The sequence below is a fragment of the Polyangiaceae bacterium genome, from assembly GCA_020633235.1.
Classification (GTDB): Bacteria; Myxococcota_A; Polyangia; order Polyangiales; family Polyangiaceae; genus JACKEA01.
This window is the reverse complement of sequence record JACKEA010000006.1, coordinates 380,320-404,675: the sequence shown is the minus strand read 5'-3', so window position 1 is coordinate 404,675 and position 24,356 is coordinate 380,320. Positions and strand designations below refer to the sequence as shown.

Here is a 24,356-nt window from a genome sequence, read left to right as displayed (position 1 = left end):
ATGCGTACCATCGCTCTGGCCCTTTTCCTCACCGCCTGCGGCGGGGCGGCGCCCGCCGCGGAAGCGCCCGCGAAAAAGACGGCGGACGCCCCCGTGTCCGCCGCCGATCGCTGCCTCGCGGACGCGACGGCGCCGCGCACACCAAAGAGCGACGCCCCAGAGCACATCACCGTGGCCCACATCCTGGTGCGCCACGCCGGCGTGAAGCACGCCGAAGCCACGCGTTCCCGCGGCGAGGCTTGTCTTCGGGCCGAGCAGGCTCGTGAGGAGCTCCTCGGCGGCGCGGATTGGGACGCCGTGGTCAAGAAGTACAGCGACGCCGGCTCCGCCACCGGCGGTGCGCTCGGCAGCGTTTCGAAGAGCGATCTCGATCCCACCTTCGCCAACGCCGCGTTTTCGCTCGACGTGAACGAGCTCAGCCACGTGGTCGAGACGGACCGCGGGTTCCACGTGATCGTGCGCACCGAGTAGGTCCAATGCTCGTGCGCAATCAAGCGGAGAACCTCGAGACGGATTGGATCGTCGGCGGCATCTTCATGACGCTCGGCGCCATACTGCTCGCCGTCACGGTCCTCGACGCCCTTGGGGTGAAGCCGCCGTGAATCCCAGCGTGCACCGTCGATGACCTCAAAGTAAGCTCCAACCATGTCGAGGGGCCTGCCTTTCTTGATCGCATCGTGTCTGCTCGTCGCCTGTGGCGGCTCCACCGCCGCGGACGGAGCGGGAGCAGGAGGCGGTTTTGGGACGGGTGGTGCCGCCGGAGCGGGCATGGGCGGGGCATCGGGTGCGGCCGGCGTCGGCGGCGCCGCGGGCAGCTGCAGCTGTCCCGCACCTCAGGTGTGCGACGACGGCGCCTGCGTCGCCCCTCTACGCTTGGTCAGCGTGGCCGAGGGCGGCGGTTTCGCGAATGGATCCAGCCGCGAGCCCGACATCTCCAGTGACGGCCACCTCGTCGCGTTCACTTCCGACGCCACGGACCTCGCGCCGGAGACCTCGACCGCCGAGAACGTCTTCACTCGTTGGCTGCCCGGGGAGACCACTCAGCTCGTCACCATCGGTTCCGCACCCGGCAGCAAGAACCGCCTCCCCGCCCTCTCGCCCAACGGCGAGTTTCTCACGCTCGCCTCCAGCGATTCGATCTTCAAGCTCGACGACAACGGCAACTTCGACGTCTTCGTGGTGGATCTGCACAGCTTGAGCCCAGAAATGCTGAGCCTCACGGAAGCCGGCAACGCCCAGCCCGGCGCTTCCACGGTCTCGTCCCTGAGCTGGGACAGCAGCCGCATGGTGTTCGCCTCCGATGGGGCCCTGTTGCCCAAGGACGACAACTCCATCTCGGATGTCTACATGGTGGATCGCGGCCCCGGCGGCCCCACCCTGGAGAGCGTGCCCGAGCCCGACACCTTCCCGAGCTCTGGGAGCTTTGCCCCGAGCATCTCGAGGGACGCCCGCTTCTTGGCCTACGTCTCGTCCGGCAGTCAGGGCGTGGCGGGCGACAACGAGCTCACCTTCGACGTGTTCTTGAAGGACCTGGACACGGGGCAAGTCCAGCGCCTGACGGATCCTACCGGTGTTTCGGAGGATTTCTTTCTTGCCTGGGCGCCGCGAGTCAACGCGGACGGCAGCGCGGTCGTGTTCGTCTCCAAGCGGCCCCTCACGTCGGATGACGCAAACCCGGGGAGCGACGTGTACCTCTGGGAAGCCGCGACCGGAAAGCTCCGGCTCTCGAGCCATGGGCTCGGCGGCGTCCCCGCTCAGGGCGACGCGGAGGCACCCAGTATCTCCGCGGACGGACGCTTCGTCGCGTTCTCGTCGAACGCGACGAACCTCGTCGCAGAGAGCACGACGGGCTGGAACGTCTTCGTCGTGGACACCGTGAGCGGCGAGGTCGCGTGGGTGAGCCACGGGGCGGAGCCTCCCAACGGCCACAGTCGCGGAGCGCGCATCTCCGGCAACGGACGCTTCGTCGCCTTCCAGTCCGACGCCGACAACATCCTACCCGGCGACGACAACGGCGCGACGGACGTGTTCGTCGCGCACAATCCGCTCGCTCCTTGAGCATCAGACCCGCGAAACCGCAAGCAAATCGCGGCCAAGGCGCGACTCTGCTCGGTTTCCGCTATCCTTGCTGCTGGGGCCATGGAAGGGGAGCACGACCAGCTGAACATCCTCGTCATCGACGACGACGAGGCCATGCGCCACCTGCTGGTAGACATCGTGACGCGCAGTGGCCACCAAGCGGTGCCCGCTGCGTCCGCCGAAGCCGGTCTCGAGACGTTGCCCTATTGGACGTTTCAGGTCGCGTTCATCGATCACAAGCTACCGGGCATGGAAGGCCTGGTGCTCGGGGAGTACCTGCGCCGGAACAACGCCGACATGACCATCGCGCTGATCACCGGCGAATCGGATCAGCGCCTGCTGCGGCAAACCAAGGCGCTGAACATCACCTTCGTGAGCAAGCCCTTCGACGTGCGCCAAATCGAGCAGCTGATTGACGACTACCTCGTCGGCGCCCGGGCCCGCAGCGAAGCGCGCATGCGAAAAGAGGACGAGGACTTCGCGCCGCCGTTTTCGCGCTTTGCTACGGACATCGCCGAGAGCTTCGCCATGCCCGGAGTCTCCCAGCGCATCGAGGACAAGCTGGCCACCACCATCAAGCGCTGCCTCAACGATCTCCGCAGCGTGGGGCGCTACACGGAGCGGGATCGGGTCTTGGCGCTCACGGGATTGCTCACGGCGCGGGTGCTGGGCGTGGACCTGCGCAAGCTGCCCAACGGACGCACTCCCTTCGAGGAATACGACGCGCTGATGGTGCAGCACGGTCGTCGCAAAGAGTTCGACGACGACGCGGGCTGAACGAGCGTGCTCGACGACCGCGCGGCCCTGCCCCATGATCGCACGGCATGAGCGACCATCACGACTTCGTCATCGTCGGGTCCGGTTTCGGAGGCAGCGTTTCCGCGCTGCGGCTGAGCGAGAAGGGCTACCGAGTGCTGGTGCTGGAAAAGGGACGGCGCTTTCGGCCGGAGGACTTCCCGAAGACCAACTGGGATCTGCGCCGCTGGATGTGGATGCCGAACCTGGGCCTGCGCGGCTTCTTCCAGATGTCGTTCTTCGAGCACGTCACCATCCTGCACGGCGTCGGCGTGGGCGGCGGCTCGCTGACCTACGCCAACACGCTACCGATCCCGTCCGACTCGTTCTTCCGGGCCGACTCCTGGAGCCATCTGGCGGACTGGAAGAGCGAGCTCGAGCCCCACTACCGGACCGCGCAGCGCATGCTGGGCGCCGCGCGGAACCCCAGGTGGACGACGGGAGACCACGTGCTCGCGGAGATCGCCCAGGACATCGGCCGCCCGGATCAGCACCACCTGGCAGACGTCGGCGTGTTCTTCGGGGAGCCGGGAAGGCGCGTGCCGGATCCCTACTTCGGTGGTGAAGGTCCGGAGCGCGTCGGGTGCATCCACTGCGGTGCGTGCATGACGGGTTGCCGTCCGGGCGCGAAGAACACACTGGACAAGAACTACCTGTACCTGGCGGAGAAGCGCGGCGTCACCGTGCGAGCGGAGACGGAGGTCGTCGCCATTCGCCCGCGCGCGGGCGGGGGCTACGTGCTGGAGACCCGCGGCAGCTTCGGCGGGGGTCGCCAGAGCTTCACGGCGGATCGCGTGATCTTGGCCGGCGGCGTGCTGGGCACGGTGCCGCTTCTCCTCGAGATGCAGGCGGACGCGGCGGGACTTCCCCAGCTGTCGCGACGGCTGGGAGAACGGGTACGTACCAACAACGAGGCGCTGATCGGCGTGATCGCGCCGGACCAACAAGATCTCTCGGAAGGCGTGGCCATCACGTCCATCCTGCATACGGACGAGCACAGCCACATCGAGCCGGTGCGCTACGGCTCGGGCTCCGGCTTCTTCCGCTTGATGGCATTGCCCCACGCGTCCGCGGCCACGGCGGCCGGGCGCATCGTCGGCGCCGCCCGCGGCTTCGCCCGCCATCCGTTGGCCTGGGCGCGAGCGCTGACGGTGCGCGACTGGGCGGCCAAGAGCCAGATCTTGCTCTACATGCGCACGCTGGAGAGCACCATCACGCTCACCCGAGGACGCAGCGCATGGACGGCATTTCAGAGGGGGCTCGTCACGCGCTTGCCGGAAGATGCGGTGGCGCCCACCGCCTTCATGGAAGAGGCGAACGACCTCGCGCGGCGCTTCGCGGAGAAGACCGGTGGCGTGCGCATGACGCTGCTCACGGAAACGCTCTTGGGCGTGCCCTCCACGGCGCACATCTTGGGCGGCGCCACCATGGGGAGCAGCGCAGAAGAAGGCGTGATCAGCGACAACCACGAGGTGTTCGGCTACCCGGGCCTGTACGTGATCGACGGCGCGGCCGTGTCGGCCAACCCCGGCGTGAATCCGTCGTTGACGATCACAGCCTTGGCCGAGCGCGCGATGAGCAAGATCCCGTCACGGTAGGAACGCCTTGGGCACGCGGCGCCTGAGCTGCTTCTTGTCGAGCAGCACGAAGCGCGGCTCGCTCCTGTTGCCGGCCAAGTGCTCGCCAGCGTGATCTCCGAAAGATCCTGCTGAGTGGGCTTGGCGACAAAGCGAACCCGCAGGCGCGTGTTGAGGGGCGCCGGCGCGGCGCGGGGACTCTCGAGCACCGCAGCGCGTTCGTCCGGGCACGCCCAAGCGAGAGCGCTGGCCGGGCGAAAGCAGAGCGCGAGGAAGGCCGCGAGGGCGAGACGCCGCATACGGCGCCCTACGACATAGCGCCGGGCGGGCTTCCCGAGGCGTGAACTCGGAGGTGTGGAGCGGCAGCCACAATCGTCTCGACACGACCTCAGGCTGGCGCCCGAAATGCGGGCGTTTTGCCTGGTATGTCGGTTGCTATGGCCCGTCCCATGCGTTGGTACTCGCTTCTGCTTCTGTCTCTGTGCACGGGCTGTGTGTCCTCCTCCGCGTATCGAGCGCACTTCCAAGAGCGCTCGGAGATCGCGGACCTTCGGGCGTGCGCCGCCAGCTGCGAGCTCGCGGGGGACGACGTTGCGGCCTGCCTCGACGCTTGCCCCGGATTGTCGAAGACCCCCGGTCGCTGCAACGCCGCCACGGAGGCTCCCGGCACCTATTGCGTCACCGTGGAGACGCGCATCTATCCAGATTTCGAGTTCTGGGCGGGAGTAGCAAAGGCCGCCGGTGAAGACGACGACGATGACGATGACGACGACGCCACCGAATCCGCGTCGTCCTCCTCGTCCTCTGCGCCCTCTCGTCACGCTGCCTCGCCGGTAGCGCGCCCAGCGCCCACTCGAAGGTCCCAGCCCCGGCGACGCGATCGCTGAGCTACTCGGCGATGGTCTCGTAGAACAAGTCCGCCAGGGCGGCGTGCCCGGGGGCATTCGGGTGGATGCAGGTGGTGTCGAACCACAGCGGCGTGTTCGGGCCGCGATAGCAAGGGCCCGTCGGATCGTCGCGCTTGTAGCCGTGACCACAGAACGACTCGAGCATGAAGATCATGTCGCTCTGCGTGTCCGTGGCGATCTTCATGTATTGCTCGTTGGCCCAGATCACCATGTCCGCCTGCGCTTGCTTGTCCTGCCAGGGCTCGATGCCACCGAGGCCCGCCAACACGCAGGCGTTGGTCTCGCCGGTTCCATCCGTGAACTCGTAGTTGTTGGCGAACACCACGTCCACGCCGCCGGGCACGTTGGCCGGGTTCTTCAACCACTCCACCGTGTCCCGCAGCAGCTGAACGAAAGTCTGCGTCTGCTGCCACAGCTCCGGGATGGTCTTGGACGGGTTGCTTCCTCCTCCGGCCTTGGTGATGGAGGCGATGTCATTGCCGCCCATGGTCATGATCACCAGGTAGTGCAGGTTGCGCTTGTCCGGCGGGATGCAGTCTTCCACCTGCGTGTTGTCCTGCATCAGGTCGTCGGTGCGAGCTCCCCACTTGGCGCAGCTGATGAAGTCGCCCGACTCGTGCGGAAGCGCCACGCCATTGATGGGATCCGCGGCGCCCCAACCAAATCCCGGAGGCTGGATGTTGAACAGCGTTGCCAGCTTGTTCGCCAAGATTGCTCGGTAGACCGCGCCCGGATTGAGATTCGTAGGGGGCGTGCCCACGGTGACCGAGTCCCCGAGGAACACCACCTTCTGCACGCCCTTGATGTCCTGCTGATTGGTGCCCTTGCAGTGCGAGCCAATCGTGGGATTGAACTGATCGTAGTCGAGCCCCAACGCGGAAGCGCTGGCGTTGGGGAACATCTTGTCGAAGCAGCTCTGGGCCGTGAGCTTGCCAGCGTCCGGCGCGGCGTCGACACCGGCCTCGGCAGGAGCGCCCGCGCTGCCGTCCGGCGTCACGCCACCGTCCTGACCCGCCGCGCCTCCCGTGCTGCTGCCTCCGGTGGCGGTGCCCCCAGTGCCCGTGCCGCCGCTGCCGCCCCCACCGCTGTTGCTGCCGCTGGTGCCACCGGAGCTCTGACCGCCGGTCGCTGCGTCGATGGTGCCCGCCGAGCCACCCCCTCCCTCGGAGGAGTCGCTGGAGCCACACGCAGAAAGGACCACCAGCCCTGCCATCCAAAGCGCCACTGCCCTCATCGCCCTCACTATATCGGCCGACCGGCCGACCCGGTAGTCAAATGTGGGCGTTTGAAGCCGCGGCCCCGATTTGCTTCGCTTTTCAGGTGGAAGTCGGCACGCGGGTAAAGGTCGTGCGAGGCCGCCGGGCCTTGGGTGCCACCGGCGTGGTGTTCTGGGTGGGCGCCAACAAGTACGGCCCCGGCGTGCGCCTCGGCATCCACGCGGATCACGGCAAGACGCTGTGGATCGATCTCGACCACGTGGAGGCCCTCGGCGACGACGACGTCGATCACGCCGCAGAGGAGCGAGCGCGGACCACGCTGGACCAGCACCAGATCGCCGAAGAGATGGAGCGCGAGGCCGCGCACCCGGTGCGACTGGTTCCTTGGCAGGGTCCCGATCCCGAGAGCGCGCACCACCGCGCGCAGCACGAAGAGCGCCGCGCCGCTGCTCTCCAAGAGCTCGCAGCACGCTTCGGGCCCGCGGACAACGTGCTCGACGTCGTTCGTCTCGGCGCAGGGCGCCGCGCCGTGCTCACCGTCGAGCGCCTGCTACTCGTGGACGAAGAGTGGCAGGTGTTGGACAGCGCCAGCGTTCGGCGCGACGAGCTCGAGCCCGTGTTCGACGGACGCGCGCTCGTCGTCTACGGCGACTACGGCGAGCCCATGCTATATGGCGTGTCCCACGATCGCCTCAAGCGGCTGGGCAGCACTCGAGCGAGGGTGGACAATGCGCGCGTGCTCGGTGAGCATTTGCTGTTCGAGTCTCACGGACGCTTCTACGAGATGCTCGGCGCCTTCGCGGCCGTCTGCGCCTTCGAGGACGACGTCCCCAAGAAGCGCCGCACGCGCGACAAGCCGCCTCCGCTGGTGACCGAAGCGACCTTCACGGAGGCGCCTCCCGAGGTGTGGTCCCCCTGGCGCGTGAACGACGAAATGGCGAAATTTCCCGGGCAGCCGCGGCTGGCGCGGTCCGCCTCGGGGCGCTTCTTGGTGGCCTGGGATCCGCGCGAGGACCTGGGCGGGGATCTGCCGCGCCGCACGCGGCTCGGCTATCGAGACGAGAGCCTCACCGACGTGAGCGAGAGCTTCTCGCCCTACATGGACCGCAGCATCGTCGAGCTCGACATCGACGCCAGCGGGCGCTGGGCCTTCCTCTCGGGACACCGCACCCTGAGCCGCATGGACCTCGAGACCGGGGCCGTAGAGACGGTGCACCCCAAGGTGCCGTCCTTTCAGATCCACGACGCCGACTGCGTGGTCCTGTTCTTCGAAACGAGCTTGGTTTGGTTGGAGCGGCGCGGAAAACGCTGGGTGGAGGCGGTCCGGATCAAGACGCCGAAGGCTCACACCGCCGCCCACTGTCCGTCCCTGGATTGCACGTTCCTGTTCGGCGAAGGTGGCAGCAAGGCGCAGGCGTTCGTGCGCGTCGGGGATCACGCGCTACGCATCTGGACGTCGAAGACCCCGTACATTCGCGCCGCATTCCACGAACGTGAGGTCTACCTGTTTCGACACGCTTTCAGCGGCGCGCGACTCGACGGTTTCGCCGACCTGGTCGAGCACGCGCGCCGCAAGAAGCGACGGTGAATCAACAGGAGAAGACCTGCCACTCGATGATGATGGGATTGGACTGCTGACCCGTCGTGTTCGTCGCGTGGACGCCGTAGATGCGGATCTTCGTGGTGTTCACCGGCGACGGGAAGGTGAAGGACCAATCGTTGGTCTTGCCGGATACGGTGCCCGCGGTGGCCCAGGTCGAGCCCGTCCAGTACTGGATCGTGCCGCCCGCCAGCGTGCGGCCCGCGGCGCTGCCGCCGCACGCGACCACGGTGTTTTGGGTGGTGTCGATGCTGATGCGCGCCACCGTCTGGGCGCTGGTCCAGTCGAGCTCGATCCAAGCGCTGCCCGGCGTGTTGTCCGCGGTCACCCAGTGGAACTTGTCGGTGCTGCAGGTCGCTTCCATCTTGCCGTCCCGCATCTTCTCCGGACCGTAGCCGGACGCCACGGTGCCGCCACCGCTGGAGCTCGCCGTCGCCGTGAGTCCGATGTTGTTCGTCGGGTTGCAAGTGGTCACGCATTGACCGCCCTGGCATGCCTGGGACGCCGAGCACTTGTGGCCGCAGCTGCCGCAGTTGTTCGGGTCCGTGCTCAACTGCACGCACTGGCCGCTGCAGTTGGTGGTGCCGCCGCTGCACACCAACGTGCACACGCCGTTCTGGCACGACTGCCCCGACGCGCACTTGTTGCCACAGCTACCGCAGTTGTTCGGATCCGTGCTCAGCTGCACGCACTGGCCGCCGCAGTTCACGCTGCCGCCGCCACAGACCACCGTGCAGGTTCCGTTGACGCAGCTCTGTCCTGCGCTGCACACGACGGCACAACCCCCGCAGTGTGTCGGGTCCACGTTGGTGTCCACGCACTTGTTGTTGCAGTTGGTAGTGCCACCGGTACACACCAAGGTGCAGTTGCCGTTGGTACAAGCCTGGCCTTGACTGCAAGCGTAGTTGCAGGCGCCGCAGTTGGCCGGATCCGATTGCAGGTTCACGCATTGGTTGCCGCACTTGATGAGCCCACCGCTGCAGACGAGACCGCAAGCGCCGTTCTGGCACGTCTGCCCCGAAGCGCAGGCATTGCCGCAACTTCCGCAGTTGTTCGGGTCGAGGCTGGTGTCCACGCACTTGCCGCTGCAGTCCGTGGTGCCGCCCGTACACGAAAGCTGGCACTGACCCGCGGAGCACACTTGGCCGCTGGGGCAGACGTTGCCGCAGGTTCCGCAGTTGTTGGCGTCCACCTGAAGGTCGACGCACTTGGTGACGCCGCCAGCTCCGGAAGCACAGGCGGTGGTACCACCCAGACACTGGAGGTTGCACTGGCCGACGGAGCACACCTCACTGGGCAAGCACGCCGTGCCGCAGCTTCCGCAGTTCGTCGGGTCCGCCTGCGTGTCGACGCACTTGCCGCCGCAGTTGTCGAGGCCGCCGGCACACTGCAGCGTGCACTGGCCTTGAGAGCAGAGCTCCCCCGCGCCGCAGATCGTGCCGCAGCCGCCGCAGTTGGCCGGATCCGTCTGCAGGTCCACGCAGGAACCACCACAGGCCGTCGTGCCGGGGGTGCAGGAGCCGATGCACTCCCCCTGTGCGCAGAGATCCCCCGTGGGACACGCGTTGTTGCAGCTGCCGCAGTTGGAAGGCGAGGACTGAAGATCCACGCACTCGGTTCCACACTGCGTGGTCCCCGCGCCGCAGCCCGTGGCGCACGTCCCGGCAGAGCAGACCTGGCCAGCGAGGCACGCAACGCCACAACCGCCGCAGTTCTTGGCGTCCACCGCCAGGTTGGTGCAGCTACCGTTGCACACCGCCTCCGATGCGCCGCACTGTCCCGAGCCCCCGCCCGTGCCCGGCAGGCTGCTGGAGGAATCCCCCTGCGCGCAGCCGGATGCGGCGAGAGCACCCGCAAGTCCCACGATGACGATCCCCAAGTACCTGAAGAAGCTCATCTCGAAATGGTACCAAACCGTCGACGACTCAGAAACGGTGAGGCAAGGGGCGCAGGAAGCCGACATCGGCACCACACGCTCGTTCCAGCCATGACGGACGTCCATGGACAGCGGACCGCAGCCGCTCCAAACCCTGCTTGCTAGCCATGGATGCGGATGCCTTCGATCTCAGCTCGGCGCGAGGCCTGACGGAGGCCGAAGCTCAGCGACGCCTGGTGACGGACGGCCCCAACGAGCTGCCGACAGACGAGCGCCCGAGCTTCTTCGCCCAGCTCTTTGCGGTGCTCCGCGAGCCAATGCTGCTCTTGCTCTTGGGGGGTGGCGCGCTGTACCTGCTGCTCGGGGACCTGAAGGATGCGCTGACGCTGCTCTCCTTCGTGGTGGTCATCATCGCGATCACTTTCTACCAAGAGCGGAAGACGGAGCGGGCCCTCGCCGCGCTCCGGGACCTGTCGAGTCCCCGAGCCTCCGTGGTGCGCGACGGCGCCAAGAAGCGGATCCCGGGCCGCGAGGTCGTCGTCGGCGATCTCGTGCTCTTGGCGGAGGGAGACCGCGTGCCCGCGGACGCGGCCGTGCTCGAGTGCATGAACCTCTCGGCGGACGAGTCCCTGCTCACCGGCGAGGCGGTGCCCGCCAGAAAGCGGGCCACGCTCGGCGTGCCGGAAACCGCCCGCCCCGGGGGCGACGACCTACCCTTCGTGTACTCCGGAACCCTGGTGGTGAGCGGGACCGCTGCCGTGCGCGTGCTCGAAACCGGGGTGAACACCGAGCTCGGCAAGATCGGCGCGTCTCTTTCCACGCTGAAGGCGGAAAAGACACCCCTCGAAGTCGAAGTGTCTTCGGTCGTGAAGAAGTTCGCTATCGGCGGGCTCACGCTGTGCGTGCTGCTCATCGTGGTGTTCGGTCTCTCTCGCGGCGACTGGCTGCGCGGGCTTTTGGCGGGCATCGCCCTGGCGATGGCGGTGCTCCCGGAAGAGTTCCCCGTCGTGCTCACGGTGTTCCTGGCTCTGGGTGCTTGGCGAATATCGAGGCGCGGGGTCCTCACACGCCGTGTCCCCACGGTGGAGCTCTTGGGAGCGGCCACCGTGCTGTGCTCCGACAAGACGGGCACGCTGACGCAAAACCGCATGGCCATCGCCGAGCTCTGGACGCCGGCGGGGGCTCACGCGGTAGGTGACGAAGCGCTGCCGGAGTCGGTCCACTCGGTCGTCGAGTTCGGGATCCTGGCCAGCCAGCGCGACCCGTTCGACCCCATGGAAGTCGCCTTCAAGGAGCTCGGCCAGAGCAAGCTCCTGGGAACCGAGCACCTGCATGACAGTTGGTCGCTGCTGCGGGAGTATCCGCTTTCCCCCGAGCTCCTCAGCGTTTCCCACGTGTGGAGGGAGCCCGAAGGCGCCGCTCGGGTGATCGCCGCCAAGGGCGCTCCCGAAGCCATCATCGACCTGTGCCACCTGGATGCGCCCGCGGCCAAGAGCGTCGAGCAGCGGGTTCGGGCCATGGCACAGGAGGGGCTTCGGGTGCTCGCAGTTGCCCGCGCCTACTTCGACGGCGACAAGCTCCCGCCAGAGCAGCACGACTACGATTTCGAGCTGGTCGGTCTCGTGGGCCTCGCCGATCCCCTGCGCCCCACGGTCGAGAACGCCGTCGCGGAGTGCAAGAGCGCGGGCATCCGCGTGGTGATGATCACCGGCGACTACGCGGAGACGGCGCGCACCATCGGGAAGGAGGCCGGCCTCGCTTCCGACGCGGATCTGATCACGGGCGTAGAGCTCGACGCGCTGAGCGACGACGAGCTCCGCGCGCGAGTTCGGCACCTGGGCATCTGCGCTCGCGTGGTCCCGGAGCAGAAGCTCCGCTTGGTTCAGGCGCTCAAGGCCGAGGGCGAGGTCGTGGCCATGACCGGCGATGGCGTGAACGACGCTCCAGCGCTCAAGGCCGCACACATCGGCGTGGCCATGGGCGGCCGCGGCACCGACGTCGCTCGCGAAGCCGCGGCGTTGGTGCTCACCGACGACGATTTCTCGTCCATAGTGGCTGCGGTACGGATCGGGCGCCGCATCTTCGCGAACCTGAAGAAGGCGATGGTGTACATCATCGCGATCCACGTTCCGATCGCTGGAATGTCGCTGATTCCGGTGCTCTTGGGTTGGCCCCTGGCGCTGTATCCGTTGCACATCGTGTTCTTGGAGCTGGTCATCGATCCTTCTTGCTCCATCGCCTTCGAAGCAGAGCCGGAAGAGAAGGACATCATGCGACGACCGCCGCGACCCATCGCCCAGCGGCTGCTCGACGCTCGCATGGTGGGCCTGGGCGTCGTGCAGGGAACGAGCCTGCTCGCGGCCTCGCTGGCGGTGTTCGGATTGTCCCTCGCGAACGGGGCCTCCGAGGCTCAAGCACGGACGCTCACCTTCGCCACGCTGATGGTCGGCAACCTTGGGCTGATCGCAACCAATCGCTCCTGGACGCGCTCGGTGATCGGGAATCTGCGAGTGCCGAACTTGCCCGCGCGGCTCATTTTCTTGGGCGCCGTCGTGGTGCTCGGGGCGACGCTATTCGTGCCGCCGGTGCGCGACATCTTTCATTTCGCCCCCGTGCCGGCCGGGCAGCTGGTGGTGGCAATCGTGGGAGGTGCCGTGCTCTGTCTCGCGTGGCTCGAGCTGGTCAAGCTCGTTTCACGTCGTCGTCTTCACGGCTGACGCCGCTTCGAGCTGCTCGATGCGCGCGCGCAGATTGTCCGCGATCGGTACTTTGCCGCCCTTTGCGTAGTCGTAGAGCACGATCACGGACTGGGCATCGACCACGACCGCGGCGGCGGCCTCGCTTCGCACCTGGTAGGCGAGGGTCAGAGACGTGGTTCCCACGCGCGACACACGCACGCCCACGGTCACGCGATCCGGGTAGACGACCGGCAGGCGGAAGTCGATCGCCTGGTGGGCGAGGATGGGCCCGACGCCGTCGGGTTCGAACGGAGCAACGCGCTCGAAATAGCGAATCCGGGCCTCTTCCAACCAGCGAGCGTAGACCGCGTTGTTCACGTGGCCCAAGGCGTCCATGTCGCCCCACAGCACCGGGAGCTCGACGGTGATCGCGAAGCCCGACGTTTCCATGGCGGCACCCTGTCACGAGCGGGGCGAAATTGCGCGAGTTTCGGGCTCACACGACGTCGATCATCGCCAACCACGTCCCGCCGGCTACCCTGATGAAGTCATGAAGGCTTCGCGGGAGTTTCAGCGGTGGAGCATCACCCCGCCGGACCTGCTCGACCTCTCGCCCCCGAAGGCTCGAGAGCTCGTCACGCGGTGCTTCCTGGAGGCCCAGAAGGAGACCTTTGCCCGCACCCGGCGCTCGGTCGGTCTGACGGACGAGGAGGCCGACGTGGAACGGAGCGTTCGCACGGCGGTCAAGGCGGTGTTCCACGAGGTCGGTGCGGACTACGGGTGGCCGTCTCGGGAAGACCTCCAGCGCGTGGTGGCGGCCCTGAGCGCTCGGGCCGCCGGCTGGGGCACGCCGGACGACGTGGTCGCCTACCATCGAGCGCAGCTCTCTCTGCTTCTCGCCCACGTTCCGAGCTGAGCCCGAACCCTTTGTGAGCCCTCCTGGCTCCAAACGCTGGGAAGGACTGCCTGATGAAGCTCTACGACTTCTTGTGCAACGATTGCGGTCAGAAATTCGAGGACTTGGTGCGCGAGCTCAGCGACGCGCGCTGCCCGGCCTGCGAGTCGGCCAACGTGGAAAAGCAGCTCAGCGCTTTCGCCATCGGCGGCAGTCGGGCAGAACCGGCGCCCCCAACGGGTGGTGGCTGCTCCTCCGGGTTCTGTGGCACCGGCGGCTGCGGCTTCGGCTGAGTCAGTGGGCCGAGCGCGGCGAGAAGCCCCGAAGACGTAGGCTGTTCGACACCACGAACACGCTCGACAGGCTCATGGCGAAGGCCGCGAGCATCGGATTGAGCAGCATGCGCAGCACCGGGTAGAGCACCCCCGCGGCTACGGGAATGAGCGCCACGTTGTAGGCATAGGCCCAGAAGAAGTTGAGGCGAATGGTCCGCAGCGTGCGGCGTGCGAGGCGCACTGCGTCCACGATGCCCGAGAGCTCGCCGCGCATGAGGATCACGTCGCCCGCTTCGATGGCGATGTCCGTACCCGTACCGATCGCGATGCCCGCATCCGCTTGCGCCAGGGCCGGCGCGTCGTTGATGCCGTCGCCCACGAAGGCCACCTTGGAGCCCTTGGCCTGCAGGCGCTTCACCTCCGCGGCCTTTTGATCCGGCAACACCTCTGCCAGCACCTGGTCGATCCCTACTTGGTCGGCGACCGCGTGGGCCGTGCGCTGGTTGTCCCCGGTCAGCATGATTGCCGTGAGCCCGAGCTCCTTCAAGCCAGCGATGGCCTCCGCAGCACCGCTCTTGAGCGGGTCGGCGACGGCGAGGATCGCCACCAGCGCGCCGTCCACGGCCACGTAGATCGGCGTCTTGGCGTCCTCTCCGTAGCGTCGAGCGACGTCGGCCGACGACGACACGTCGATGCCCAGCTTCTTCATGAAGCGATCCGCGCCCACTTCCACACGGCGGCCAGTGACTCGCGCCGAAAGGCCGTAGCCGGCTTCGGCCTGGAAGGACTCGGCCCGGGGCACCTCGATGCCACGCTCCTTGGCACCAGCGACCAAAGCGCGAGCAATCGGATGCTCGCTTTGATCTTCCGCAGCGGCCACCCACGCGAGCACGTCCGCTTCCTCGCCTCCGAACACCTCCACGTCCGTGAGCTCGGGCCGACCCTTCGTGAGCGTACCGGTCTTGTCCAGCACCACGGTGTCGACATGGGCCATGGTCTCAAGGGCCGCTCCTTCCCGGAACAGCGCACCGAGCTCCGCGGCCTTGCCGGTTCCCACCATGATCGCAGTGGGAGTCGCCAGTCCCATGGCGCAGGGACAAGCGATGAGCAACACGCTGACGGCGGCCACGAACGCGTAGCTCAAGGTGGGGCTCGGACCGACCAGCATCCAGACCACGAAAGTGAGCAGGGAGACGACCATGACCACCGGCACGAACACGGCCGCGACCTTGTCCGCGACCTGTTGGATGGGCGGCTTGTCGTTCTGGGCCTGCTCCACCAGGCGTATGATCTGCGCGAGCACGGTGTCCCCGCCCACCTGGGTCGCCTTGAACACGAATGCGCCGCTGCTGTTGATCGTGCCACCGACCACCGTCGAGTCCGCGCCCTTTTCCACGGGTATGGGCTCGCCAGTGATCATGCTTTCGTCCACGAAGCTCTGTCCCTCCACCACGACGCCATCCACGGGAACTCGCTCACCGGGACGAACCTGGACGCGGTCGCCGGGCACCACTGCGTCGACGGGGATCTCCACCGAGGCGCCGTCGCGGATCACTCGCGCAGTCTTTGCCTGCAGCTGGACCAGCTTCTTGATGGCATCGGAGGTGCGGCCCTTGGCGCGCGCTTCCAGGAGCTTGCCAAGCAGGATCAGGGTGATGATGACCGCCGAGGCCTCGAAGTACAGGTGGGCGGTGCCTTCGGGAAAGATGCCCGGCGCAACCAGCGCCACCAGCGAATAGAAGTACGCCGCGCTCGATCCCATCATCACCAGCGTGTTCATACCCGGGGACAGGTGCCGGAGCTCCGCGGCGCCCTGCCGGAAGAAGCGACGGCCCACCCAGAACACGACGGGAGTGGCCAGCAGCAGCTGCACGAAGCCCCAAACCTGCATGCTCGCCACTCGATGCAGGGCATGCATCGCCGCAGGCACCAGCATGGGCACCATGGCGAGCAGCACCAAAGGGACGCTCAGCGCCGCGCCGACGGCCAAATCCCGAGTCAGCGCGCGTTGCTCCTCCTGACGCGCTTCCTCTTGAGTGTCCGTCTCGCGCGCGAGATCCACGGCTTCGTAGCCCGCGTCCACGATCACGACCTTGAGGCGCTGTGGGTTGACGGCCTGCGGATCGTACTCGACGCTCGCTTTCTCCGTCGCGAGGTTGACCGTCGCGCTCACGACGCCCGGCTGCTTCTTCAGAACCCGCTCCACGCGAGCCACGCAGCTCGCGCAGGTCATGCCCTGAACGCCGACGTCGAACTTCAGGAGGTTCTGTTGTCCATCGCTCATCTTCCGAAACCTCAGCGGTACTTCAGTACTTCCATGAGCTCGGCGACGATCTCGTCCACGTCGCCCCGCTGGGCAGCGGTGACGACGTGGTCCTTGAGATGGCTCTGCAGTACCAGCGAGCCCACCTTTTCGAGTGCGCCGTTCACGGCCTTGATCTGCTTGAGGGCATCCACGCAGTAGACCGAATCGTCCTCCAGCATGCGCATGATGCCCTCCACATGGCCGCGAATGCTGAGCAGCCGCTTCTTCGCCTGATCCCGAGTCTCGGGATCCAACTTCAGACCGTGGGCACAGTGCTTCACGTGCGCGGCTCCGCCTGGTAGCCCTCCTCCTCGATGGCCGCGACGAGGGCGGGGATCGCGGCATCCCCCTCGACCACGGCCTCCTCCTTCTGGCGGTCCACGCTCACTACGTTCTTGACTCCAGGCACCTGAGAAAGTGCTTTCTTTACGGCCATTTCGCAGTGCCCACAGGTCATGCCGGTGACTTTCAGCGCGATCATCGCTTCTCCCTTCGAGCCCCACCCCTGGTGGGGTGGGGTGAACATGCTCCGCGGCCCCGGCTGTGTCAAGGCCGCCGCGACGCTCCAGTGACGGACATTGCGCTGCGACAACGGGCGGATTCCGCGGCGGACCCACAAAAAAATGAAACTCCGATGATAGCGTTTTGGCATGCAGCTCACGCCGTTTCGCGAGCGGATCTGGATGGTGGCGCGACCACAGAAGTTCTGGGGCGTGGAGACGGGGACGCGCATGACCGTGGTGCAGCTGTCCGACGGCGGGCTCTTCGTGCACGGACCGGTGGCGCTCGAGGCCCGGCTGCGCGACGAGGTGGACGCGCTGGGACCGGTGCGCGCCATCGTGTGTGCCAGTCGCTATCACCACCTGTATGCCGGCGAATGGGCAGATGCCTATCCCGACGCCGCGCTATGCGCCTGTCCGCGTCTCGTGGACAAACGCCAGGACCTGAGGTTCGACCATGTGATGCGGGACGAGCCCCACGAGATCTGGGGCGGCGACCTGGAACAGGTGCACTTTTCCGCGCGCTTCGAGGACGAGGTCGTGTTCTTCCACACTGCGACCCGAACGCTGTTGTGCCTGGACGCGCTCCTGAACCTGAGCACGCACCCGGCGCGCTCCACCCGCATGGTCGCGCGGCTGATGGCGAACACGGCGCCGGGGAAAGGCTACTTGGAACGCATCGTGGTGGGCAACCGAGCGCGGGCGAGAGAGCAGGTGCGGCGGATCCTCGAATGGGACAGCGACGGTATCGTCCTCGCTCACGGCAGTCCGGTGCCCCGCGATGGCCGCGAGGTGTTCGCGGAGGCGTACTCCTGGCTCCGTGTCTGAACGCGGAGATGGTGTATCCTTCCGTCCATGAGCCGCTGGAACGTACCGACGCTGATTCTGACGTTCACGTTGGGCATCGCGGGAGTCTTTGGGGGCTGCTCGTCGGACGAGAACACGGTCGCCCAGAACGGCCCGGGCACCGGCGGCGGGTCGAGCGGGTCCGGCGGTTCAGCCACCGAAGGCGGCTTGGGTGGAGCTAGCGGGACCGGCGGCGTTCCCTCCAGCTACGAAGACTTTCCGAAGGATCCCGAAGTCGAGAGCACGCTGCCGTCGGACACGCCGTCACACTTTTCGGGCGCCGGGGACCCCACCGGTGGCCCCTGCTTGTTCGAGCCGGCGCTCGGCGCGTTGATCCCGAAGAACTGGTCGCCGCTGCGCTTCGAGTGGACACCAGGGGCCGGTCAGAACGTGTTCGAGCTGCGGCTCCACGTGGACAACCAAGACAACGACCTGGTCGTGTACACCTCGCAAACCTCCTACACCTTCGCCAAGACCACGTGGCAGGCGCTGACCCAACACAGCTCCGGGCACGACATCGACGTGACCCTGCGCGGTGCACAGATCGACAACGGCAACGTGGTGAGCGGTCCGGCCACGGGGGCAGAAGGCAAGCTGCACATCGCGCCCGTGTCGGCCCCCGGCTCCGTGGTGTACTGGACCAGCGGCGCGCCCGGCAGCGGGGCGACGGCGCTCAAGGGTTTCACGATTGGCGACACGGCAGTCTCTACCGTGCTCACTCCCGCCATCGTCGGCGGCGACACCACCTGCGTGGCGTGTCACGCCTCTGCGCCGGACGGCAAGTTCACCTTCTACGTGCGCGATGGCAGCGCGGGCACCCGGTCCGTGGACGTGCGCAGCGTGGATGGCCAGGGCACGGCGCCGGCGGACACGGTGGTGAGTGCCACGGCGCTTTCGCTCCTGGGTCGCACCAAGCAATCGGCACCGGTGCTGTCTCCCGCGCACTACTCGGCCACGGACGCCGTGGCCGTAGCGGTGTTCTTCGACCCGACGCTGACCCAGAACAAGAACGAGCTGGTGTGGACGGACCTGCACACGACGGATCCCAACGCCGGCTGGGGGATCTTCGCGCGCAGCGGCGATCCCGGCCAGGTGGCGTCGCCCACCTTCTGGCACGACGGCTCCACCATCGCTTACGTGTCCGCACCGGTCACCTCCGAGGGCGTGATCGCCCGCGTGACGGACGCCGATCCGCACATGGACATCTACACGATCCCCTTCGCCAACCGGCAAGGGGGCACGGCGACGCCGCTGCCAGGCGCCAGCGACCCGGCATACTGGGAGTACTATCCGGTGATCTCACCGGAGGACACGCTGCTCGCCTTCAACCGCGCCGCGCCCTACCAGGACGCCAACGGCTGGGCGGATTCCTACAACGAGCCCGGTGGCGAAGTGTTCGTCGTGCCGTCCGGCGGCGGTACCGCCACTCGCCTCTCCGCCAATGACCCGCCGGCCTGCACCGGCAAGACCAGCCCGGGGCTCACCAACTCCTGGCCGCGGTGGGCGCCCACCGCAGAAACCTTCGAAGGCAAGACGTACTACTGGGTGGTGTTCTCATCAACACGGCGAGACGCGTCCAACCCTCAGCTGTTCGTCTCCGCGGTAGTCACCAGCGAGAGCGGCGGCAGCGTGACGGTGGACGAAACCTACCCCGCGCTGTACGTCACGGCGCAGGTGCCGGAAGAGAACAACCACACTCCGGCCTGGGACTTCTTCCAGGTCGTGCCTCAGTAGCTCACGCGAACTTCTGGTGATAGCTGGCGTCGCCGTCGTCGCTGGCGCGCTGGCGGCGGACCATGGCACCGAGGGCATCCGCCACGTAGCGCACGCCGGAGAGACCGCTGAGGTCCCAGTACTCCGCGGCCACGGGCAGCACTCGCACGGCGACGGCGGTGGCATCCTGGGCTCCACCGGGGAACCATGGTCGCCAACTCTCGCGCCACAGGCGCTCGAGCCGTTCGGGCTCTCGGGTGAGCCGCGCGGTGCCAGTGATGGACACGTAGCGCGAGGGGCCCTGCATCACGACGGCGACCCGCGAGTCCTTCTCGAGTTCTGGTGCCTTGCCGGAGTCGTGCGCCGTGAAAAACCACAGCGTGCCGTTCTTCTCCACTTCCGCGATCGACATCGGGCGCGCTCGGAGCATTCCGCTCAAGTCATGGGTAACGAGCATGGCGGTCTCGAACTGCGACACGACGTCCAGCAGGTGACTGGTTTCGTTCGTGTTCATGCTGAGGTCATCCAGCAAGCGCCGTACCACTCAGGCGCCACAAGTGACGGCCGCTACGCCGTCGGGCACCGAGCCCGCAAAGGGCTTCACGTGAACGCCTTTTTCGTCGACGCGCACCCCCACGGAGATCACGGGACCGTCGATGAAGAACGCCGCAGCAGTCGTGTCGCGGTGGGACACGATGCCTCGCACCGGCGTGGACCCAACGCGGCCGTTCCGAAGGCGGAGGCTCCAGCTCTTGGAGCTCTCGGTGAGATCCGCGTCGACCTTCACGGCGCCCTCGGGCGCCAGCGCCTTTTCCAGCAAGCCCCCGCCCGCGAAGGCGTGAATCGGCTCGGCAGAAGACGCCGCAAGGGCGACAACGCCGCGGTTGCAGCCCGTGGAAGAGCGAGTGGTCTTCACGTCCATCTGCGCGCTCCAATCCTCGACCGTGTCGTCTTCGATGCGAAGCCGAGCGCGGTCGAGGTTCAGGCTGCCCCGAGCGAAGGCCAGCCGGTCGCCGGCCAGCCGAACGCGACCCTCGAGCCGCGCGTCGGTGTAGAGGCCGTACGTGTCGTAGGTAACGGAAACGCGCCGTAGCGTTGCGTCGAGCCGTACCGCTCGCCGCTGGTGCCATTGGTCGAAGCTCCCCGACGCCACGAGGCTGCCGCCGTGAACCCCGAACGAAGGCGTCAGCGTCAGCTTCTCCATGTCGCCGCTTTCCAGGCGATCCACCGCAGCGTGCGCGTCCGTCACGGAGCCGAGCCTTCGCAAGCGACGAGTGGGCAACGGCACCCAGGCTCGCGCTCCGGTCGCTGAGAACGCGCGCGGCTCGGTGATCTTCAGCTTCGGCGCCTCGACCAAGACCCGCGGCGAGCTCCGCGCGTCGTCCACGAGCAGGGCCAGGTCGATGCTCCCCGTCGCGCGAACGTTGGCATGACTCAGCTCCGCTTCTGGAAACGCAACGTGCGCCCAGGACGGAGACGCGAGACGCCCTTCGTCGACCGCGAGCGCGAGGTCCACGTGCCCAGGCGAGGTCGTGCTCGCTGGCAACTCGGGGAAATAGCTGGCGAGCCACCTGCTGCCGGAAAGCTCGGTGTGCGCGGAAAGCGTGGCCGAGAGCTGGTCCACCAGCCCCCAGGCGTCCTTGGAGACGTCGATGCGGGATGTGCTGGCCTCCACGTCCGCGAACATCGCGCGCGCGAACGGCTCGTCCTTCCCCATTGCCAGCGCCGCGTCGCGCACGTCCACCCGAGCGTCGTTGATGTCCAGCAGCGTGAGCGCTCGATAGCGAAACGCGCCGCGAACACGTGCACTGCCCTGGAGTCGAATCGCGTCCACCCACAACTCCGAAAGATGGAGATCGATACCGGCGATCTCGATGAGCCAGGCCTTGTCCCTATCGATGGTAGAGGGCGCGTGGGTGGGTGGCTTCAGGGGCACTCCCGCGATCTCCGGAAGCGCGGCCCGTCGCTTACCGGTCCCTGGAGAGGCGCTCCTCAGCGCGACCGTGCCGCTGTCCGCCTCCACGTCGTCCAGGGAGAGAGTTCGATCCAGAAGGCCGAACAGCGAGACCGTGAGGCTGACGTCGCGAAGCACCACCTCGAAGTCCACGGCGTCCTCGTCCACCACGAAGCGAGCTCGGTCGGCCCGCACCATCCACGGCAACGGAGCCCACGCGCCGTCCAGCCTCAGCTTCACCCCCGGTGCGTAGGTTCCGATGTCGTGATTCAACCAGTGGGACCACAAGAACACGTTGGGCGCCAGCCAGATCACGGCGAGCGCTCCAAGCACCACCCAGAACCATCTCTTCTTCATCCTCGGCTCCCTCGCCAGGTCGGCAACGAACGCCGCGACATCTCTCGCAAGCCGAGCACGCTCAGGTAGTCGACAGCTTCGTCCTTGCGCTCTTCGTTGATGAGCAACCACACGGGTGCTCCTTTCCCCGCGTCGGCAGCGGGGTGCGCGCCGTCACTGCGATCACGGGCGACGGGCAATACCAGCTGATTTCGACGAGCGTCCTGCTCGCGCTGAGCCAGCGCATCGGGCACCGGCACACAGTGGCGCAGCCGCGCAGCGCCGGCTTCGATCCACCCGCTCCAGCGGCTGACGTCGAACTGCGCTCCGCCGAATTTTCCGACGCCATGCTCTTCTAGCATCTCGTCGGTGATCTCGGTGCCGCCCGCGGACAGCGCCACCAAGAGCTCCGCCTGATCCGCCCGCTCGCGAAAGCGCTGGGCGAATACGTAGTTGTCCGCATCGCTCGGGGACAGCGCCACGGCACCGGTGCGGGAGGTCGGCTCCAAGCGCGCGAGCATCACGTCGTCCATGGCGTTGCCGTGGAACACACTGAGCCCCGCGTCCTCGGCCTTGCGACACAGGACGGGGTCGGAGTCGACGCACACGACGGGCTGACCACTGTCCTGGAGCAACCGCGCGACCAGGCGTCCCAGGGCATTGGCGCCGAACACCACCCAACCTCGACGCCCTTGCCGGCGTAGGCCGAGCACAGAAGCCAACGGCGCCGAGAGCACGCTGGCGCTCGCCACGCTGACCACGATGACCAGGAACACCAGCGCCCGAAGCTCGCGCCCACCCTCGACTCCTTGCTCCATGAGCACGGTGGCGAAGAACGTCGCGACGGCTGCCGCGATGATGCCCCGCGGGCCGATGGCGGCGAGCAGCGCGCGCTGGTGCCACGAGAGCTCGGTTCCAATCGTGGACAGCAGCACGGCCAGCGGGCGCACCACGAAGACCACACCGAGAGCGACCCAGAGCCCGGCCCAGCCGAGATCCAAGACCTCGCTCAACCGTACGTCGGCGGAGAGCAGCACGAAAAGGAGCCCTAGTAGCAGCACCGTCAGCTGCTCCTTGAAGTCGTGCAGTCGCCGCCACAAGCGTGGCTTCTTCGCCCCAACCACGATGCCCGCCACCACCGCCGCCGCGATGCCGCTTTCGGGCATCACCGCGTTCGAGCCGGTGAAGAGCAGCACCGCCAGGGCCAAAGCGGTGACGTTTTCCAAGCGGTCCGGCACCAGGGAGCGCGACCGAAAGATGCCCACCACCGCGATGCCACCCACGAGACCGAGCGCCGCGCCGACGCCGAGCCGCGCCACCAAGTGCACCGGCCCCCAGCCGGCGCTGCCCGGACTGAGCACGCCCTCCAACGCGATCACCGCGAGCGTGGCGCCGATGGCGTCGATGAAGATCCCCTCCGCCTCGAGCACGGTCGCGACGCCGGTATCCACACGAACGCGCTTGAGCAGCGGATTGACCACCGTTGGCCCCGTCACCACCAAGAGCGCACCCAATAGAACGCACAGGCGCAGGTCCCAGCCCAAGAGCCAACGCGCGAGGGCGGCCGTCGAGAGACCGGTCACCAGAGCTCCGATGGAAACCAGGCGACGAATGGGCGACGCGCGCTTGGCGATGCGTGCCACGTTCAGGTTCAGTCCGCCCTCGAACAGTACCACCGCGACGGCCACGTCCACCACGCCGCTCAGCCCCGAGCCGAGCACTGTCGGGTTCACCAGGCCCAGGCCATCGGGCCCGAGCAGCGCACCGGTGACGAGCAGCAAGAGGATCGCCGGGATGCTCGAGTGGTGCGAGATGACCTGCGTGAGCATGCCCGCGGCCAGAGCGATCGCGACTGCCAGGGATGCAGCGTGTGCGGAGGTGGTGTCCATGCGCCCGGCTGCAATTGAGCAACGGGCGTGCCGCTCAAAAACGACGCAATTGCCCTGAGGCGAGGCTCACCGCGAGCGCACAGCGTCACCCCAGTGCGGCGTTGTGCCTCGCACCAAATCCGCTTCTTTCCCCTAGGAATTCCGCGTTCCCGCGCTGGCATGCGGGTTGCCATCGTCATCCTGCAGGGCGCTCGGCGTCCGAACCCTCAGCGAAAGGAAAAGGTCATGCTCCGTTGGGCTCTCGTCTTCTTCATCGTCGCACTGCTCGCGGCAGTGTTTGGTTTCTTCGGCATCGCCGGTGCCGCCGCCGGCATCGCGAAGTTTCTGTTCTTCGCCTTCTTGATCCTGGCCGTCGTTTCGATCATCGCGAACGCCGTTCAGGGGCGGACGGTATAGCTGCGCCGTGCGCCACGGGCTAAAAGCGCTCCGTGGCGTCACGCATCGTTCACACCACCGACGGCGTGGCCTGGCTCCAGGCAGCAGAGCTACGTCCGGACCACGCCGTCGTCACGTCCCTGCCGGACCGCTCCGAGCTCCGCAAGGCACGTCGGGCCTCGTGGGAGGCGTGGTTCGTGGACACCGTGGCGCTCGTCTGCAGCACGGTGGCAGAGGACTCCGTCGCCATCTTCTTTCAGACCGACGTGAAGAGCGACGGGGCGTGGACCGACAAGTCGTACCTGGTGCAACAGGGAGCTGCTCGCGTCGGCGCTCTGTGTCTGTGGCACAAGATGGTGTGTCGCGCCGCCCCGGGTACGGTCACTCACGGGCGCCCCGGCTACGCGCACCTCTTGTGCATGAGTCGCAAGCTTCGCTTGGATCCACGGAATGCCAGCGCGGACGTGATCGTGGGTCTCGGGGAAATGCCGTGGGCCCGTGCAATGGGCAGCCGCGCCTGTGAGGTGGTAGCCCGGTT

General features: G+C 67.1%; 22 protein-coding genes. 12 read left to right on the top strand and 10 right to left on the bottom strand.

Annotation, left to right across the window (positions count from 1 at the left end; all coding sequences use genetic code 11):
- From H6717_31565 to H6717_31545, 5 genes are all read left to right on the top strand, one after another.
- Positions 1–471 (top strand): peptidylprolyl isomerase, encoded by a 471-nt coding sequence (locus H6717_31565; GenBank protein ID MCB9581611.1) that lies wholly within the window; start codon positions 1–3, stop codon positions 469–471.
- A 174-nt stretch (positions 472–645) separates the two neighbouring features.
- The gene (locus tag H6717_31560; protein MCB9581610.1) at positions 646–2,058 is read left to right on the top strand and encodes a PD40 domain-containing protein; all 1,413 of its coding nucleotides are present in this window, start codon (positions 646–648) and stop codon (positions 2,056–2,058) included.
- Between the two features lie 81 nt (positions 2,059–2,139).
- Positions 2,140–2,856: a response regulator gene (locus tag H6717_31555; GenBank protein MCB9581609.1), complete on the top strand. Its 717-nt coding sequence runs from the start codon at positions 2,140–2,142 to the stop codon at positions 2,854–2,856.
- A gap of 47 nt (positions 2,857–2,903) precedes the next feature.
- Positions 2,904–4,472, top strand: a complete 1,569-nt coding sequence (locus tag H6717_31550; GenBank protein MCB9581608.1) for a GMC family oxidoreductase — start codon at positions 2,904–2,906, stop codon at positions 4,470–4,472.
- Positions 4,473–4,900: 428 nt separating this feature from the next.
- The gene (locus tag H6717_31545) at positions 4,901–5,338 is read left to right on the top strand and encodes a hypothetical protein (protein MCB9581607.1); all 438 of its coding nucleotides are present in this window, start codon (positions 4,901–4,903) and stop codon (positions 5,336–5,338) included.
- Between the two features lies 1 nt (position 5,339).
- Here H6717_31545 and H6717_31540 read toward each other — a convergent pair whose 3' ends face one another.
- The gene (locus H6717_31540) at positions 5,340–6,593 is read right to left on the bottom strand and encodes an SGNH/GDSL hydrolase family protein (GenBank protein ID MCB9581606.1); all 1,254 of its coding nucleotides are present in this window, start codon (positions 6,591–6,593) and stop codon (positions 5,340–5,342) included.
- 86 nt (positions 6,594–6,679) lie between these two features.
- Here H6717_31540 and H6717_31535 point away from each other — a divergent pair, with 86 nt between their 5' ends.
- Positions 6,680–8,164 carry a hypothetical protein gene (locus H6717_31535; protein MCB9581605.1) on the top strand — a complete coding sequence of 495 codons (1,485 nt, stop codon included), beginning with the start codon at positions 6,680–6,682 and terminating at the stop codon, positions 8,162–8,164.
- Position 8,165: 1 nt separating this feature from the next.
- On the opposite strand, the gene H6717_31530 is transcribed toward H6717_31535, so the two are convergent.
- A complete protein-coding gene (locus H6717_31530) occupies positions 8,166–10,073 on the bottom strand; it encodes a hypothetical protein (GenBank protein MCB9581604.1) in 1,908 nt (635 codons plus the stop codon).
- A 146-nt stretch (positions 10,074–10,219) separates the two neighbouring features.
- Here H6717_31530 and H6717_31525 point away from each other — a divergent pair, with 146 nt between their 5' ends.
- On the top strand, positions 10,220–12,769 hold the full coding sequence (locus tag H6717_31525) for a cation-translocating P-type ATPase (protein ID MCB9581603.1): 2,550 nt from the start codon (positions 10,220–10,222) through the stop codon (positions 12,767–12,769).
- Here the strand turns inward: H6717_31525 and H6717_31520 are convergent.
- On the bottom strand, positions 12,746–13,180 hold the full coding sequence (locus tag H6717_31520) for an acyl-CoA thioesterase (GenBank protein ID MCB9581602.1): 435 nt from the start codon (positions 13,178–13,180) through the stop codon (positions 12,746–12,748). The genes H6717_31525 and H6717_31520 overlap by 24 nt on opposite strands.
- Positions 13,181–13,280: 100 nt before the next feature.
- On the opposite strand from H6717_31520, the gene H6717_31515 reads away from it, so the two are divergent.
- Entirely contained in the window at positions 13,281–13,646 is a 366-nt protein-coding gene (locus tag H6717_31515; GenBank protein MCB9581601.1) for a hypothetical protein, read from the top strand.
- Between the two features lie 53 nt (positions 13,647–13,699).
- Positions 13,700–13,918 (top strand): zinc ribbon domain-containing protein, encoded by a 219-nt coding sequence (locus H6717_31510; GenBank protein ID MCB9581600.1) that lies wholly within the window; start codon positions 13,700–13,702, stop codon positions 13,916–13,918.
- A 1-nt stretch (position 13,919) separates the two neighbouring features.
- Here the strand turns inward: H6717_31510 and H6717_31505 are convergent, their stop codons facing one another.
- Genes H6717_31505 through H6717_31495 form a run of 3 tightly spaced genes read right to left on the bottom strand, consistent with a single transcriptional unit; the run spans position 13,920 to position 16,686 of the window.
- The gene (locus H6717_31505; protein ID MCB9581599.1) at positions 13,920–16,184 is read right to left on the bottom strand and encodes a copper-translocating P-type ATPase; all 2,265 of its coding nucleotides are present in this window, start codon (positions 16,182–16,184) and stop codon (positions 13,920–13,922) included.
- An 11-nt stretch (positions 16,185–16,195) separates the two neighbouring features.
- Entirely contained in the window at positions 16,196–16,486 is a 291-nt protein-coding gene (locus H6717_31500; protein MCB9581598.1) for a metal-sensitive transcriptional regulator, read from the bottom strand.
- Positions 16,483–16,686 (bottom strand): heavy-metal-associated domain-containing protein, encoded by a 204-nt coding sequence (locus H6717_31495; protein ID MCB9581597.1) that lies wholly within the window; start codon positions 16,684–16,686, stop codon positions 16,483–16,485. The genes H6717_31500 and H6717_31495 overlap by 4 nt, the downstream gene beginning before the upstream one ends.
- Before the next feature lie 169 nt (positions 16,687–16,855).
- On the opposite strand from H6717_31495, the gene H6717_31490 reads away from it, so the two are divergent.
- Positions 16,856–17,533: a DUF4336 domain-containing protein gene (locus tag H6717_31490; protein ID MCB9581596.1), complete on the top strand. Its 678-nt coding sequence runs from the start codon at positions 16,856–16,858 to the stop codon at positions 17,531–17,533.
- 27 nt (positions 17,534–17,560) lie between these two features.
- Positions 17,561–19,285 (top strand): hypothetical protein, encoded by a 1,725-nt coding sequence (locus H6717_31485; protein MCB9581595.1) that lies wholly within the window; start codon positions 17,561–17,563, stop codon positions 19,283–19,285.
- 1 nt (position 19,286) lies between these two features.
- Here the strand turns inward: H6717_31485 and H6717_31480 are convergent, their stop codons facing one another.
- Genes H6717_31480 through H6717_31470 form a run of 3 tightly spaced genes read right to left on the bottom strand, consistent with a single transcriptional unit; the run spans position 19,287 to position 23,443 of the window.
- Complete coding sequence (locus H6717_31480) at positions 19,287–19,778, bottom strand: pyridoxamine 5'-phosphate oxidase family protein (GenBank protein ID MCB9581594.1); 492 nt, start codon at positions 19,776–19,778, stop codon at positions 19,287–19,289.
- 30 nt (positions 19,779–19,808) lie between these two features.
- The gene (locus H6717_31475; GenBank protein MCB9581593.1) at positions 19,809–21,575 is read right to left on the bottom strand and encodes a hypothetical protein; all 1,767 of its coding nucleotides are present in this window, start codon (positions 21,573–21,575) and stop codon (positions 19,809–19,811) included.
- Entirely contained in the window at positions 21,572–23,443 is a 1,872-nt protein-coding gene (locus H6717_31470) for a sodium:proton antiporter (protein ID MCB9581592.1), read from the bottom strand. Before H6717_31470 ends, H6717_31475 begins: the two co-directional genes overlap by 4 nt.
- 225 nt (positions 23,444–23,668) lie before the next feature.
- Here H6717_31470 and H6717_31465 point away from each other — a divergent pair, with 225 nt between their 5' ends.
- Positions 23,669–23,839, top strand: coding sequence for a DUF1328 domain-containing protein (locus H6717_31465; GenBank protein MCB9581591.1), 171 nt, complete (start codon positions 23,669–23,671; stop codon positions 23,837–23,839).
- Positions 23,840–23,888: 49 nt separating this feature from the next.
- Here H6717_31465 and H6717_31460 read toward each other — a convergent pair whose 3' ends face one another.
- Positions 23,889–24,068 (bottom strand): hypothetical protein, encoded by a 180-nt coding sequence (locus H6717_31460; GenBank protein ID MCB9581590.1) that lies wholly within the window; start codon positions 24,066–24,068, stop codon positions 23,889–23,891.
- Between the last annotated feature and the right edge of the window lie 288 nt (positions 24,069–24,356).